The organism is Butyrivibrio sp. MC2021, from assembly GCF_000621605.1.
GTDB lineage: Bacteria > Bacillota > Clostridia > Lachnospirales > Lachnospiraceae > Butyrivibrio.
This window is the reverse complement of record NZ_JHXX01000001.1, coordinates 395,042-409,718: the sequence shown is the minus strand read 5'-3', so window position 1 is coordinate 409,718 and position 14,677 is coordinate 395,042. Positions and strand designations below refer to the sequence as shown.

Sequence of the window (14,677 nt, the reverse complement as noted above, 5' to 3'; positions counted from 1 at the left end):
GAGTAATGTATTTAAAGAGTATTGAAGTTCACGGATTTAAATCCTTTGCAAATAAGATAAAATTTGATTTTCACAATGGTATTACCGGAATCGTTGGTCCCAACGGCTCCGGTAAGAGCAATGTTGCGGACGCTGTGCGCTGGGTATTGGGCGAACAGCGTATCAAGCAGCTGCGTGGCGGCTCAATGCAGGACGTTATCTTTTCCGGTACTGAGCTCAGGAAGCCTCTTGGCTATGCATACGTGGCTATCACTTTGGATAATTCCGATCATTCCCTGGCAATTGATTATGACGAGGTAACGGTTTCCAGACGACTTTACCGTTCAGGCGAGAGTGAGTACATGATTAATGGTGCTTCCTGTCGTCTTAAAGACGTTAATGAGCTTTTTATGGATACCGGTATCGGTAAAGAAGGCTATTCCATCATTGGACAGGGCCAGATCGATCAGATCCTTTCCAGTAAGCCTGAGGACAGAAGAAACCTTTTTGACGAGGCTGCAGGTATTGTTAAGTTCAAATCAAGAAAAGATACAGCCATCAAGAAGCTTGAGGAGGAGAAGATCAACCTCACCCGTCTCAGCGATATTTTATCTGAGCTTGAGAAGCAGGTGGGACCTCTTGAGAAGCAGTCCGAGGTTGCAAAAGAGTTCCTGAAATACAGGGACAGACTTAAAACTCTCGATGTAAATATGTTCCTTTTGGAAAACAAGAACCAGAATCAGCTCTTGGAAGAGACCGGCAAGAATCTCGACATAGCTGCAGAGGCTCTGGATGAAGCTAAAGGGAACTACGAGAAGGCCAGAGAAGAATACGACAACATCCAGGAAAAACTTGTTGAAGTAGATAAGAACATTGATGAAGCCAGAGCGAAGATCACCGATTCCACTGTCCAGAAGGAGAAGCTTGAGGGACAGATCGGTATTCTCAACGAGAAGATCAAGGCTGCATCTGCCAATGATGCTCACTTTAAGACAAGACAGAAGGATGAAGAGGCCAAGATAGAGGCCAAGAATCAGGAACTGGACAAGTATCTTGAGGAGAAAGAGGAGATTGATAAGGAAGCAGCTTCTCTTTCAGCAGACAGAAATGAAGCAAGAAAAGAACTGGACAGAGTAATCGGTCAGATCAGTTCCATAAATGATGAGATCGAGGAGTGCAAGAGCACTATTATCGAGACTCTTGGTGCCAGAGCGACCATTAAGTCCAAGTTATCCTCTCTTGATACCATGACAGAGCAGGTCAAGATCAGAAAAGCTGAACTTACCGGCAAGCTTGTAAGGGCCCGTTCCGATGAAAATAAACAGGAAGAGACTATCAAGAAGCTCCGTGATGAGTTTGATAAGATAACCTCAGAAATCTCTGAGATGAACAAGAAACAGAAGGATACAGATGCTGAGATTGTTTCTATCAAAGAAGAGATGTCCAAAAAGGACAATGACCTCAGGAAAACTCAGGAACTTTACCAGATGCAGAAGGCCAAGCTTGCATCTATCTCAAACATAACTGAGCGCTATGAAGGCTACGGCGGCAGCGTTAAGAAGGTTATGGAGAGAAAAGAGGACACAAAGGGAATCATTGGTGTTGTTGCTGATATCATCAAGACCGAGAAGAAGTATGAAACAGCTATAGAAGTAGCTCTTGGCGGTAATATCCAGAACATTGTCACTGATGATGAGGATACAGCCAAAAAGATGATCGGATACCTGAAGGAGACCAAGGCAGGTAGAGCTACATTCCTTCCCCTTACCGCTCTTGACAATCCACCGGAGCTCAAGGCTAAGGAAGCCCTTGATGAACCCGGTGTCCTGGGAATGGCTGATGAACTTGTTACCACCGATCCCAAGTACAAGTCAGTAGCCAAGGCTATGCTTGGAAGAATTGTCGCTGTAGATAATATCGATAATGCGGTTAAGATTGCAAGAAAATACAAATATACCGTAAGAATGGTTACTCTTGAAGGTGAACTTCTTGTTCCCGGCGGTGCCATCAGTGGTGGTGCATTCAAGAATACCAGCAACCTGCTCAGCAGAAGGCGTGAGCTTGAAGAACTGGAGAAACAGGTTAAGGAAGCCAGGGAGAAGATTGAATCCCTTCAGAAGGAGATTGCAGATCTCAAGGAAAAGAGAAATTCCTTAAGAACTCTTTCAGAGGAGCTCAGAACAGAGCTTCAAGGCAAGTTCATCGCACAGAATACTGCAAGACTCAATGTTGCCAATGAAGAGGCCAGACAGGAAGAACAGAAGGGCAACTACAGCGACCTTAAGGCTGAGAGCGATGAGATAGAGAACAAGATGAAAGAGATCGACAGCGACAGAGAAGAAGCGCTGGCATCTCTGTCAGAGTCGGAAGAGCTTGAAAAGAGCTGTACCGAGAAGGTTGAGAAGTTCCAGAAAGAACTGGAAGGCCTCCATGTGATAGAAGAGGAAGAAAATTCCAAGGTTTCCAAGTGGGATATTCAGTATGAAAAGATAGCTCAGAAGCAGGATTTCCAGCAGCAGAATATCGATCGAATCAAGGGCGAGATCGAGAATGAGACCAAGGCTCTTGATGAGATTCTGGAATCCTTAAAGAATAATGGTGATAATCTTGAGCAGAGTAAAAAAGATATCGAAGCCATCAGGCTCACCATTGAGGCATCTGTTGATGTTCAGTCGGAGGCCAACAAAGAGCTTGATGCCATGAAAGAAGAAAAGACCAAGCTGTCCGAAGCTCAGAAGGAATTCTTTGATAAGACACAACAGCTTAACGATCAGATGTCATCTCTTGACCGAGAGGTTACAAGACTTATCTCCAAGAAAGAGAAATGTCAGGAGGCTATCGACGGCCAGATCAACTACATGTGGACCCAGTATGAGATCACACTTACTGATGCAGCAGGAATGCGTGATGAAGAGATGACCGATGTTCCTGCCATGAAGAGAGAGATCGGTTCCCTGAAGGAATCAATTAAGAAGCTGGGAGATGTAAACGTTAACGCTATCGAGGACTACAAGAACCTCATGGAGCGCTACACTTTCATGAAGACTCAGCATGATGATCTTATTGCGGCTGAGGAACAGCTCAAGGGCATAATACAGGATCTTGACGAATCCATGAGAAAGCAGTTCAGAGAGCAGTTTGACAGGATAAACGTTGAGTTCGACAAGGTATTCAAAGAGATGTTCGGAGGCGGTAAAGGTACTCTGGAACTCAATGAAGATGAGGATATTCTTGAGGCAGGAATCAGGATCAATGCTCAGCCACCGGGAAAGAAGCTGGTCAATATGATGCAGATGTCCGGTGGAGAGAAGGCTCTTACTGCTATAGCACTGCTTTTTGCCATTCAGAATCTGAAGCCTTCACCCTTCTGTCTGCTTGATGAGATCGAAGCGGCTCTGGATGAGAATAACGTTGTCCGTTTTGCAAAATATCTTCACAAGCTTTCCAGCACACAGTTCATTGTAATTACACATCGTCGTGGTACAATGGAGAGTGCTGACAGACTGTATGGTATTACCATGCAGGAGAAGGGAGTTTCAACTCTTGTAAGTGTTAATTTGATAGACAAGGAGCTGACTAACTAATGGCATCTAATTTTTTTGCAAAATTACAACAGGGATTGTCAAAGACCAGGGACAATATTGCCAAGGGAATTGACAATGTTTTCAGTGGTTTTTCCACTATTGATGATGATTTTTATGAGGAACTTGAAGAGACCCTTATCATGGGTGATATAGGGATAAATGCTACCAGCAAGATCATGGACAGACTCCGTGAGCAGGTTAAGGAAAAGCATGTTCATGATCCCAATTCCTGTAAAGAACTTCTGATAGAGAATATCAGAGAGCAGATGAAGACTGCTGATGATGCCTATGATTTCGAGGATAAAAAGACCATTATCTTCGTTATAGGTGTAAACGGAGTGGGTAAGACTACTTCCGTAGGCAAGCTTGCTGCTATTTTCAAGAACAGAGGTAAAAAGGTGCTCATAGCTGCGGCTGATACTTACAGAGCAGCTGCAACAGAGCAGCTCAGGGAGTGGGCTGACAGAGCGGGAACCCCTCTCATTGCAGGCAAAGAAGGTGCAGATCCTGCCAGTGTTATTTATGATGCGGTAGGTGCTTTTAAGGCCAGAGATTGCGACATTCTTATTGTTGATACAGCCGGAAGACTGCATAATAAGAAAAATCTCATGGAAGAGCTTGCCAAGATGAACAGGATCATTGACAAGGAGCTTCCGGGCATTTGCAGAGAAAATTTTATTGTACTTGACGGAACTACCGGACAGAACGCGATCATGCAGGCGAAAGAGTTTGGAGAAGCAGCCAGCCTTACCGGCATTATTCTTACCAAGCTTGATGGAACCGCTAAAGGGGGAATTGCAGTTGCCATCGTTTCCGAACTGAACATACCGGTTAAGTATATCGGTGTGGGTGAAGCTATTGACGATCTTGAGAGATTTGATTCGGAACAGTTTGTAAACGCGCTCTTCGAGTGAAATAGGGAATGAGTAAATATATAATATAACGGAGGAGTATGGAAATGTCGCAGGAAAAGATGACTTTGGAAAAATTTGAAGAAGCATACGAAGATGTCAAAAAAGTAACCCTTGAAACCAAGCTTATTTTCAGTGATTACTGGAGTGGTATGACCGGAAATAAAGTTTACCTTAAGCCCGAGAACCTTCAGAGAACCGGAGCTTATAAGGTAAGAGGCGCTTATTACAAGATTACGACTCTTACCGATGAAGAGAGAAGCAAGGGACTTATAACTGCTTCTGCCGGCAACCATGCTCAGGGCGTTGCTTATGCCGCTAAATGCTACGGTGTTAAGGCGACTATCGTAATGCCTACTTCAACTCCTCTTATTAAGGTCAACAGGACCAAGGCCCTTGGTGCTGAGGTTGTTCTTCAAGGCAATGTTTATGACGAAGCCTATGAGAAGGCTTTGGAGCTTGCCAAGGAACATGGTTATACCCTGGTTCATCCTTTTGACGATCTTGATGTGGCTACCGGTCAGGGTACCATCGCCATGGAGATCATCAAGGAGCTTCCGACTGTTGACTATATTCTGGTTCCGATCGGCGGAGGCGGACTTGCTACCGGTGTTTCCACACTGGCCAAGCTTCTTAATCCAAAGATAAAGGTTATCGGTGTTGAGCCTGCCGGTGCTAACTGCATGCAGGAATCCATCAAGGCCGGACATGTTGTGACACTTCCCGGAGTTAATACTATTGCTGACGGTACAGCGGTTAAGACTCCCGGTGAGAAGATATTCCCCTATATATCCAAGAATCTTGATGATATAATTACAGTACCTGATGAAGATCTTGTAGTTTCTTTCCTTGATATGGTAGAGAACCATAAGATGGTTGTAGAAAACTCAGGTCTTCTGTCTGTAGCTGCTCTCAAACAGCTTAATGTAAAAGATAAAAAGGTTGCCTGCGTTCTTTCCGGAGGAAACATGGATATCATTACCATGTCATCTGTAGTACAGCAGGGACTTATCATGAGAGACAGGATCTTTACAGTATCTGTTCTTCTTCCGGACAAGCCGGGAGAACTCTCAAGGGTTTCAGGTATCATTGCCAAAGAAAACGGCAATGTTATCAAGCTTGAGCATAATCAGTTCGTTTCTATTAACAGAAGCGCAGCAGTTGAGCTCAGAATCACGCTTGAAGCATTTGGAACCGAGCATAAGGAGCAGATAATTGAGACTCTTAATGTCAACGGATTCAAACCAAAAATTGTAAGGACAAATATTTAATCTAATGAGTAACAATAGAATAAGCGCACGTAAAAGAGTACGAGAGTACGTTATCATAACCTTCGCATCATTACTTTACGGTATAGGCACCAGCCTTTTGATCGATCCAAACAATATTGCGCCGGGAGGTATGACCGGACTGGCCATCTGTCTGAATCGTCTTCTGAATATCGGAACAGGTATGTGGTTTTTGATCATGAACATTCCTATTCTGATAATAGCTATCTGGAAGTTTGGTATTCGGTTTACACTTTCGACTATTTACGCTACTGCAATGATCTCTGTTTTTACAGATCTTTGTACCAAGTTCTTTTCTGCATTTGTTATCTATGACAAGATTCTTGCTGTAGTATTCGGAAGTGCGGCAACGGCTGTGGCTATCGGCTTGATATTCAAGTGCCATGCCACCAGTGGCGGTACCGATGTTATCATCAAACTTCTCAGACTTAAGTATCCCCATATCAAGACGGGAGCGTTATATATTCTGACGGATATGGTGGTTCTGGTGATCGCGGCTATCGTATTTAACGATATTGCTGCTGCGCTGTATTCGTTTATGTCGGTCATAGTAACATCCATTGTTGTTGATTTTGTTCTCTACGGCAGGGATGAAGCCAAGCTGATATTTATTATTTCCGATAAGCCTGATATTATCACCGCAAGACTTCTTGAGGAGCTGGATGTTGGCGCGACCCATGTGATAGGTAAGGGTGCCTACAGTGGTGAGGATAAAAAGGTTATCATGTGTGCAATTAAAAAGAGACTGTCACCTCTTGCTGAGGATATTGTCAGGGATGAAGACCCCAATGCATTTATGATTGTATCCAGTGCGAGCGAAATATTTGGTGAAGGCTACAAAAGCTATTTTGACGAGAGAATGTAAACTATGGGTAATATTTCACCGGAAACAAGAGAACGCAGAGGCGTTAGGAATACACATAATATAATATCTATTATCTTTTTGAGTCTGGTTGCACTTCTGGCCCTGACCTTCAGTGTTGTTCTTCTTATCAGAAATGCAACACTTCAGAGGCAGGAAGATGCAATAAGGAGCGAACTTGATGCTCTTAATGCGGAAGGCTATTACACTACAGCAGAAACTGAGAAGCTGGTGGAAGAAGCACAGCAGCAGGGAGCACAGGAAGAGGCTGTTAATATCAGAAAGAGCATTCAGGAAAAGCTGGAAAACGGCGATGGAACAACTTCTGCCATCAGATCTCTTTTTCCTGATCAGATGGTTGTAGCCAGCTCCGGAAGATACTATTTTTTCCCTATTCTCGATACTATTGAAAAGCATGGCTTTGGTCCCGATGATTTTGAGATCAATGATAAGGGCTTTATGGAATATAAGGGAAGCGATTCCAATTTCAAATTCAGAAACGGAATCGATGTATCGAGATTTCAGGGTGAAATTGACTGGGAGAAGGTAAAGGACTCAGGCATTGAGTTTGCTTTTATAAGAGCAGGACTTCGCGGAACCACTGAAGGAAAGCTTCTGGTTGACGATTACTTCGAGTATAACATCAAGAATGCCACTGAAAACGGTATTGAAGTAGGTGTATATTTTTATTCCCAGGCAATCAATGAGGAAGAGGCAAAAGAGGAAGTGCAGATGGTGCTTGACCTGATCGAGCCCTATACCGTCACATTCCCTGTGGTTATTGATATTGAGTCCGCAGATTCTGATTCTGCCAGGACTAATGATATGACAAGCGATCAGTATGAGCTTGTTGCCAAAACTTTCTGTGATACTGTTAAACAGGCAGGATACACCCCGATGATATACGGTAATGTCAAGTCTTACACACTTCTTTTGGATGCGGCAGATGTTGACGATTATGGTACCTGGATTGCATATTACGGAACACCTTTGTATTATCCTTATCACTTCGATATCTGGCAGTATTCATCAAACGGCCAGGTTGATGGTATTGATGGCAACGTTGACCTTAACATTTGCATAACAGACTATTGATATGAGAGAAAACAAGGAATTTGATTCTAACCTTTCTTACGAGGATTACGAACAGAAAGGGTATCTGAATCAGGATTTTAGATTCTTTCACATAAAGAATCGGGAAAAACTGGATATTCCGTATCATTATCATGATTTTGACAAGCTGATCCTGATATTGAGCGGCAAAGTTAAGTATCTTATCGAAGGACGGGAGTATGAACTCCTGCCCTTCGATTTTGTGCTGGTAAACAGAAATCTTATTCACAAGCCTGTGGTGGAGAGCGGTGAAGAAGAATACGACAGAATAATTCTTTACCTGAATCATGATTTTCTTGATAAATATGAGCTGCTTGATGCATTTAAAAAGACGAGAGAGTTGGGAAGTCATGTGGTGAGATTTCCGGCAAATGTCAGTGCAGAGATCTTTGAGAGCTTTTCCGGGATAGAAAAGGACATAGCCTGCGAGGAGACACAGTATGCCGGCAAACTGCAGACAAGACTGGATGTTCTCAAAGCGCTTATCTGTTTTAACAGGGCATGTATTGAAGAGGATTTTGGATTTAAGCCTGAGGCCAGATATAACAGAAAGGTCATAGAGATCATAGAGTATATCATGGATAATCTGGAAAAGGATCTTTCCATCGATATTTTGGCGGATCATTTTTACATGAGTAAGTACCATATGATGCGGATATTCAAGAATGAAACCGGATATTCCATTCATCAGTATATTTCGGAAAAGAGGATACTGAAGGCCAAAAGCCTTATAATGTCCGGGACTCCCGCTACCAATGCCTGTCTAGATTGCGGCTTCAGGGATTATTCCACCTTCAGCAGGGCTTTTAAGAACCAATTGGGAGTACTTCCCTCAGAGGTAAAAATCTGATATTTTTCAGTAAAAATGTGGGTTTGCAAGTGTCAAGAAAAAATACTTGACACTTGTTTTCGTTTTATGTATTATATCATTTGTGTTATTTATGGGTTTACTAAAAATGCTTTTTTGACGAGTCTAATATGAAACAAATCGTAGAACAGGGCTTGTTGTATGACTTTTATGGCGAGCTTCTTACAGAACATCAGAAAAAGATATATGAAGCAGCCGTTTATGAGGATATGTCTCTTACAGAGATAGCTGATGAGAATGGTATCAGCAAGCAGGGAGTACATGATCTTATCAAGAGATGTACCAATACACTTCAGGGCTATGAAGACAGACTGCATATGATCAAGCGTTTTGAAGCTATCAAGCTCAGAGCGGAAGAAATAAATGCACTGGCCGATGAAGAGGATTTGCCCTGCGCGGTTCTTCGGGACAAGCTTAAGGCTATTTCGGGCAATATTATAGAGGAGCTTACATAACAGATGGCTTTTGAAAGTCTTACAGATAAATTACAAAATGCATTCAAGAACCTGAAGAGCAAGGGACGCCTCACAGAGGAAGATGTCAAGATCGCCCTTAAGGAAGTAAAGATGGCGCTTCTTGAGGCGGATGTCAGCTTTAAGGTTGTTAAGCAGTTTATATCAGCTGTTCAGGAGAGAGCAATCGGTGAGGACGTTTTAAACGGTCTTAATCCTGCTCAGATGGTTATCAAGATCGTTAATGAAGAGATGGTCAAGCTCATGGGCTCAGAGACCACAGAGATCACTCTTCAGGACAGCAAGTACATCACAGTTATCATGATGTGCGGACTTCAGGGTGCAGGTAAAACAACCACCGCAGCCAAGCTTGCAGGCAAGTTCAAGCAGAAGGGCAGAAAGCCTTTGCTGGTAGCCTGTGATATATACAGACCTGCCGCTATTGATCAGTTAGAGATCAATGCCAAGAAGCAGGAAGTTGAGTTCTTCTCCATGGGTACAGATGTTAACCCGGTTAAGATAGCTACATCCGCTATGGATTATGCCAAGGAGAAGGGATTAAATATAGTTATTTTCGATACCGCCGGTCGTCTGCAGATCGACGAAGCCATGATGAAAGAGCTTCGTGACATCAAGGATGCCATTGCGGTACATCATACAATACTTGTAGTTGATGCCATGACCGGTCAGGACGCAGTCAATGTTGCTGAGGAGTTCAATGAGAAGGTCGGTATCAACGAGATCATCCTTTCCAAGATGGATGGTGATACACGAGGCGGTGCAGCTCTTTCAACCAAGGCTGTAACAGGCAAGCCCATTGTTTTTGTAGGTATGGGTGAGAAGCTTTCTGATCTGGAGCAGTTCTATCCCGACAGAATGGCAAGCCGTATCCTGGGTATGGGCGATGTACTTAGCCTGATTGACAAGGCAGTTGAGGCCAACGCTGAGCGTGACGTGGAAAAAGACCGCGAAATGGCTCAGAAGATGAAGAAGGGCAAGATTGATTTTGAGATGTATCTCGAGAGCATGAAAGCCATGAGAAACATGGGCGGCCTTGCATCTATCATGGGTATGCTTCCCGGAATGGGCAAGATCAGTGATGATCAGCTTCCTGATGAGAAGCAGCTTGCCAGAATGGAAGCCATCGTGCTTTCCATGACCCCTGAAGAGAGACGCAATCCCAAGCTTATGTCTCCTCAGAGAAAATTCAGAATTGCCAAGGGATCCGGCAATGATATTGCGGACGTTAACCGTTTCATCAAGCAGTTTGAACAGATGCAGAAGATGATGAAACAGATGCCCGGACTTATGGGCAAACGAGGCGGTCTTGGTAAATTGGGAGGACTTGGTAAGTTCCCCGGCGGCGGTAAGTTTTTCTAAGTCTTAACTTATTTAAAAAGATATGTTCGCAGCCTAATCGCTGTTTCATACATATAAAAACTATTATCTATCTTATATTTTATTAAATGGAGGAAATTTAAAATGGCAGTAAAGATCAGATTAAAGAGAATTGGTAAGAAGAAGGTTCCTTTCTACAGAATCATCGTTTCAGATTCTAAGTTCCCTGTACAGGGTAAGTTCATCGAGGAGATCGGAACTTATGATCCTAATACAGATCCCAGCACTGTAAAGGTTGACGCTGAGCTCGCTAAGAAGTGGCTTTCAAACGGCGCACAGCCTACAGAGTCTGTTGCTAAGCTTTTCAAGCAGGCCGGCATTCAGAAGTGATAAATACTTGTTTTTGAATAAGTATTGTTTCAAATTCACTAATAATTTGTCGGAGGATGAGCAATGAAAGAATTAGTCGAAGTAATCGCTAAGGCGCTTGTTGACAATCCTTCAGAAGTAGTAGTTACTGAGAAGACTGATGGGCGCAATATTTTGATCGAGCTTCATGTTGCACCTTCAGACATGGGCAAGGTAATTGGCAAACAGGGCCGTATCGCTAAAGCTATACGTGCAGTTGTTAAGGCAGCTTCAACAAGAGAAAACCTCAAGGTTGATGTTGAGATTGTCTAAGCAGAGAATTTTAGGAGTCGAATAGGGCATTTTGCTTTATTCGACTCTTGTATCATGTTAAGAATTAAAAAAGAGAAATGATTCTATGAATTTTCATGTGATGACACTTTTTCCCGAAATGATCGAGCAGGGGCTTTCCAACAGTATTACCGGAAGAGCCAAGGATAAGGGATATATATCCTTTGACGCTGTTAACATCAGGGATTATTCAGCTGACAATAAACACCGTAAGGTGGATGATTATACATATGGAGGCGGTGCCGGGATGCTTATGCAGGCACAGCCTATTTATGACTGTTTTCAGGCAATCAGTGCTAAAATAAAAGAGAATTCCGAAAAAGCACCGAGAGTTATCTATGTGACTCCCCAGGGCAGTGTCTTTAACCAAACAATGGCTCAGGAGCTGGCTCAGGAAGATAATCTTGTATTTTTGTGCGGACATTATGAAGGTGTTGATGAACGAGTCCTGGAGGAGATTGTCACGGATTATATATCCATAGGTGATTATGTTCTTACAGGCGGTGAACTTCCTGCAATGGTAATGATAGATGCCATTTCAAGACTTGTTCCCGGAGTCCTTAATAATGATGAATCCGCAGAGACGGAGAGTTTTAATAACAATCTTTTGGAATATCCTCAGTATTCCAGACCTGAGGAGTGGATGGGCAAAAAGGTTCCTGCAATCCTTATGTCAGGGGACCACAAGAAAGTGGATGAGTGGCGCCTGGAGCAATCGGTTATAAGAACAAAAGAAAGACGTCCCGATCTCTATGAGAAGTGGCTTGAGGAGAATAAACCTGAGAAGCCTAAGAACAGAAGAAGAAAAAAATTAACGAAGATTGAAGAAATCATACAGAAGCTTGAAGGCGCAGTTTTATATCGAGAAGAGGATGATAAATGACAGAGAGATTTCAGGTAGGTGTAATTGCCTCAACACATGGTCTTAAGGGAGAAGTTAATGTTTTTCCTACAACAGAAGACCCTGACAGATTCAAGAAACTTAAGAAGGTCACTCTTACTACCCAGAGAGGTGAGAATTTTAAGCTTGATATTGAGAGCGCAAGATTTTTCAAGAAATTCGTAATTGTTAAATTCAAGCAGTTCAATGACATCAATGAAGTTGAGAAATTCAGAAGCTGTGAGCTCACCATAGACAGGAAGGATGCCCTTAAGCTTGCGCCGGGAGAGTACTACTGTGCGGATCTTATAGGCCTTGAAGTCGTAGATGAGGATGGCAGGCTTCTCGGTAAGATATCTGACATCCTTCAGACCGGTGCAAACGATGTTTATGAGATGGTAAGAGAGGATAACGGAGAGAAAATCTATATCCCTGCTATCAAGGACTGTGTTAAGAGCATAGCTCCCGAAGAAGGCAAGATGGTTATACATGTACTGGATGGCTTGATGTAATTTACTGTATATCAACTAATGACATTTTTCGCTAAATGGATTATAATAGAAAGAGCGATTAAATGTAGATTAAATTCATGTATTATTTTGAGGAGTAATTATTATATGGTAGATTATACAGAAGGGGCTGGATATCAGTACCATACTCATGTAAAAAAAGGTGATGTTGGTCGGTATGTTATTCTTACCGGTGACCCGGGAAGATGCGAATCAATATCCCATCTTTTTGATAATCCCAGATTTGTAGCATATAACAGAGAATACAATACATATACAGGCACACTTGACGGTGAGCTTGTTACTGTCATGTCCCATGGAATCGGCGGCGCTTCTACTGCAATTGCCGTTGAAGAGCTGGCTAAGTGCGGCGCAGACACTTTTATCAGGATGGGAACCTCCGGCGGAATGCAGGATGATGTTATCGGCGGCGACATAGTTATTGCTTCCGGTGCTATCCGTGCTGAGGGTACTTCCAAGGAATACGCTCCTATAGAGTATCCTGCTGTAGCATCCTTTGAGGTTGTAAATGCGCTTGTTGAGGGCGCCAAGACCGCAGGAGCCAAGTATCATGTGGGTGTTGTTCAGTGCAAGGATTCTTTCTTTGGACAGCATGAGCCTGAGACTAAGCCCGTAGGACCTGAGCTTTTATTTAAATGGGATGCATGGATTAAGTGTGGTGCACTTTGCTCAGAGATGGAGTCATCTACACTTTTTATAGTCGGTAATTATCTTAGATGCCGCACCGGTGCGGTAATGCTGGTGGTTGCTAACCAGGAGAGAGCCAAGAAGGGACTTTCCAATCCACAGGTTCATGAGATGGATATGGTTTATAAGACCACAATAGATGCTGTAAGGCGTCTGATAGCTTTGGATAAAGCCTGAAAAGGTTTTATTATACAAGTCAATTGTCTTTATGACAAACCAAAAAATGGAGGGAAATTATGAAAAAGAAAATTTTAGCAGTTCTTATGGCTGCAACAATGGTTTCTTCTCTCGTAGCATGCGGTTCATCTGACACTGGCGCAGCTACAACAGAGACAGAGACTCCTGCAACAGAGGCTCCTGCAACAGAGGCTCCTGCTGAGACAGCAGACACAACAGAAGCTCCGGCTGATACAGCTGCAGCTAGCGACATGAAGGTTGCTATGGTTACAGACTACGGCGATATCACAGACCAGTCTTTCAACCAGTCAACTTATGAAGCTTGTAAGGCTTTTGGTGAGGCTAACGGTGTTGACTTCACATACTACAAGCCTGAAGGCGATTCTGATGCTGAGCGTGTTGCTATGATCGACAAGGCAGTTGCTGACGGATATAACGTAATCGTTATGCCTGGTTATGCTTTTGCCGGCGCTATCAAAGAGACAGCTGAGACTTATCCTGAGGTTAAGTTCGTTGCACTTGACGTTTCTGAGTATGACCTTGAAGGTGATGCTTCTGATTTCAACAACCAGACTTATGCTAACGTATTCTCAGCAGTATACCAGGAAGAGCTTCCCGGATACATGGCTGGCTACGCTGCAGTAAAGATGGGCTACACAAAGCTTGGTTTCCTTGGCGGTATGGCAGTTCCTGCTGTTATCCGTTATGGTTACGGTTTCGTACAGGGTGCTGACGCTGCTGCTGCAGAGCTTGGCGCTGATGTAGAGATTAACTATGCTTATGGTAACCAGTTCTACGGTGATTCTGATATCACAGCTGCTATGGATACATGGTATCAGGGCGGCACAGAAGTTGTATTCGCTTGCGGTGGCGGTATCTTCACATCTGCAGGTGAGGCAGCTGCTAAGGTTGGTGGCAAGGTTATCGGTGTTGACGTTGACCAGGCTGCTACAATCGACGGAAGCTATGGCGATGGCATCACAATCACATCTGCTATGAAGGGTCTTCAGGCAACTGTTCAGACACTTCTTTCAGCTATCAGAGATGGCCAGTGGGATTCTTTCGCTGGACAGATCCAGAACCTTGGTCTTGTTTCTGCTGATGATATGAGCCTCAACTATGTTGGACTTGCTGATTCAACAATCTGGACTGATGGATTTACTCAGGATGACTACAAGGCACTTGTAGGTGATATGGTTAACGGTAAGGTTTCTGTATCTAACGATTCTTCAGCTGAGCAGCCTTCTGCAACAACAGCTAAGATCAACTTCCAGGGCAACATTAAGTAATTAAATTAAATATACGCGC

At 43.4% G+C, this 14,677-nt stretch carries 14 protein-coding genes; all 14 read left to right on the top strand.

What is annotated here, in order from left to right; genetic code table 11:
• Nucleotides 1–5 precede the first annotated feature (5 nt).
• The 14 genes from smc to T359_RS0101580 all read left to right on the top strand — a co-directional run bounded on the left by smc (nucleotide 6) and on the right by T359_RS0101580 (nucleotide 14,658).
• Nucleotides 6–3,563, top strand: a complete 3,558-nt coding sequence (gene smc, locus T359_RS0101645) for a chromosome segregation protein SMC (protein WP_026515965.1) — start codon at nucleotides 6–8, stop codon at nucleotides 3,561–3,563.
• Entirely contained in the window at nucleotides 3,563–4,477 is a 915-nt protein-coding gene (gene ftsY, locus T359_RS0101640; protein WP_026515964.1) for a signal recognition particle-docking protein FtsY, read from the top strand. Before smc ends, ftsY begins: the two co-directional genes overlap by 1 nt.
• 44 nt (nucleotides 4,478–4,521) lie before the next feature.
• Nucleotides 4,522–5,745 (top strand): threonine ammonia-lyase, encoded by a 1,224-nt coding sequence (ilvA, locus tag T359_RS0101635; RefSeq protein ID WP_026515963.1) that lies wholly within the window; start codon nucleotides 4,522–4,524, stop codon nucleotides 5,743–5,745.
• Between the two features lie 4 nt (nucleotides 5,746–5,749).
• Nucleotides 5,750–6,628, top strand: coding sequence for a YitT family protein (locus tag T359_RS0101630; protein ID WP_035783452.1), 879 nt, complete (start codon nucleotides 5,750–5,752; stop codon nucleotides 6,626–6,628).
• A gap of 3 nt (nucleotides 6,629–6,631) precedes the next feature.
• Nucleotides 6,632–7,720, top strand: a complete 1,089-nt coding sequence (locus T359_RS18960; RefSeq protein WP_051544855.1) for a glycoside hydrolase family 25 protein — start codon at nucleotides 6,632–6,634, stop codon at nucleotides 7,718–7,720.
• A gap of 1 nt (nucleotide 7,721) precedes the next feature.
• Complete coding sequence (locus tag T359_RS0101620; RefSeq protein WP_051544854.1) at nucleotides 7,722–8,588, top strand: AraC family transcriptional regulator; 867 nt, start codon at nucleotides 7,722–7,724, stop codon at nucleotides 8,586–8,588.
• 128 nt (nucleotides 8,589–8,716) lie between these two features.
• Nucleotides 8,717–9,061, top strand: coding sequence for a YlxM family DNA-binding protein (gene ylxM / locus T359_RS0101615; protein ID WP_026515960.1), 345 nt, complete (start codon nucleotides 8,717–8,719; stop codon nucleotides 9,059–9,061).
• Nucleotides 9,062–9,064: 3 nt separating this feature from the next.
• Nucleotides 9,065–10,438, top strand: coding sequence for a signal recognition particle protein (gene ffh / locus T359_RS0101610; RefSeq protein WP_026515959.1), 1,374 nt, complete (start codon nucleotides 9,065–9,067; stop codon nucleotides 10,436–10,438).
• A 102-nt stretch (nucleotides 10,439–10,540) separates the two neighbouring features.
• On the top strand, nucleotides 10,541–10,786 hold the full coding sequence (rpsP, locus tag T359_RS0101605; RefSeq protein ID WP_026515958.1) for a 30S ribosomal protein S16: 246 nt from the start codon (nucleotides 10,541–10,543) through the stop codon (nucleotides 10,784–10,786).
• Between the two features lie 63 nt (nucleotides 10,787–10,849).
• Nucleotides 10,850–11,077, top strand: a complete 228-nt coding sequence (locus tag T359_RS0101600) for a KH domain-containing protein (protein WP_026515957.1) — start codon at nucleotides 10,850–10,852, stop codon at nucleotides 11,075–11,077.
• A gap of 85 nt (nucleotides 11,078–11,162) precedes the next feature.
• Nucleotides 11,163–11,978 carry a tRNA (guanosine(37)-N1)-methyltransferase TrmD gene (gene trmD / locus T359_RS18955; protein ID WP_051544853.1) on the top strand — a complete coding sequence of 272 codons (816 nt, stop codon included), beginning with the start codon at nucleotides 11,163–11,165 and terminating at the stop codon, nucleotides 11,976–11,978.
• A complete protein-coding gene (gene rimM, locus T359_RS0101590; protein WP_026515956.1) occupies nucleotides 11,975–12,487 on the top strand; it encodes a ribosome maturation factor RimM in 513 nt (170 codons plus the stop codon). Before trmD ends, rimM begins: the two co-directional genes overlap by 4 nt.
• Nucleotides 12,488–12,592: 105 nt before the next feature.
• Nucleotides 12,593–13,369 carry a uridine phosphorylase gene (gene udp, locus T359_RS0101585; protein ID WP_026515955.1) on the top strand — a complete coding sequence of 259 codons (777 nt, stop codon included), beginning with the start codon at nucleotides 12,593–12,595 and terminating at the stop codon, nucleotides 13,367–13,369.
• Nucleotides 13,370–13,428: 59 nt separating this feature from the next.
• A complete protein-coding gene (locus tag T359_RS0101580) occupies nucleotides 13,429–14,658 on the top strand; it encodes a BMP family lipoprotein (protein ID WP_026515954.1) in 1,230 nt (409 codons plus the stop codon).
• Nucleotides 14,659–14,677: the final 19 nt, after the last annotated feature.

Bases quoted from the DNA above. Each gene is read 5' to 3' on its own strand.
- udp (WP_026515955.1), top strand. From the start codon at position 12,593: ATGGTAGATTATACAGAAGGGGCTGGATATCAGTACCATACTCATGTA.
- ftsY (WP_026515964.1), top strand. From the start codon at position 3,563: ATGGCATCTAATTTTTTTGCAAAATTACAACAGGGATTGTCAAAGACC.
- ffh (WP_026515959.1), top strand. From the start codon at position 9,065: ATGGCTTTTGAAAGTCTTACAGATAAATTACAAAATGCATTCAAGAAC.
- T359_RS0101600 (WP_026515957.1), top strand. From the start codon at position 10,850: ATGAAAGAATTAGTCGAAGTAATCGCTAAGGCGCTTGTTGACAATCCT.
- trmD (WP_051544853.1), top strand. From the start codon at position 11,163: ATGAATTTTCATGTGATGACACTTTTTCCCGAAATGATCGAGCAGGGG.
- ilvA (WP_026515963.1), top strand. From the start codon at position 4,522: ATGTCGCAGGAAAAGATGACTTTGGAAAAATTTGAAGAAGCATACGAA.
- smc (WP_026515965.1), top strand. From the start codon at position 6: ATGTATTTAAAGAGTATTGAAGTTCACGGATTTAAATCCTTTGCAAAT.
- T359_RS0101580 (WP_026515954.1), top strand. From the start codon at position 13,429: ATGAAAAAGAAAATTTTAGCAGTTCTTATGGCTGCAACAATGGTTTCT.
- rpsP (WP_026515958.1), top strand. From the start codon at position 10,541: ATGGCAGTAAAGATCAGATTAAAGAGAATTGGTAAGAAGAAGGTTCCT.
- T359_RS0101620 (WP_051544854.1), top strand. From the start codon at position 7,722: ATGAGAGAAAACAAGGAATTTGATTCTAACCTTTCTTACGAGGATTAC.
- T359_RS0101630 (WP_035783452.1), top strand. From the start codon at position 5,750: ATGAGTAACAATAGAATAAGCGCACGTAAAAGAGTACGAGAGTACGTT.
- T359_RS18960 (WP_051544855.1), top strand. From the start codon at position 6,632: ATGGGTAATATTTCACCGGAAACAAGAGAACGCAGAGGCGTTAGGAAT.
- ylxM (WP_026515960.1), top strand. From the start codon at position 8,717: ATGAAACAAATCGTAGAACAGGGCTTGTTGTATGACTTTTATGGCGAG.
- rimM (WP_026515956.1), top strand. From the start codon at position 11,975: ATGACAGAGAGATTTCAGGTAGGTGTAATTGCCTCAACACATGGTCTT.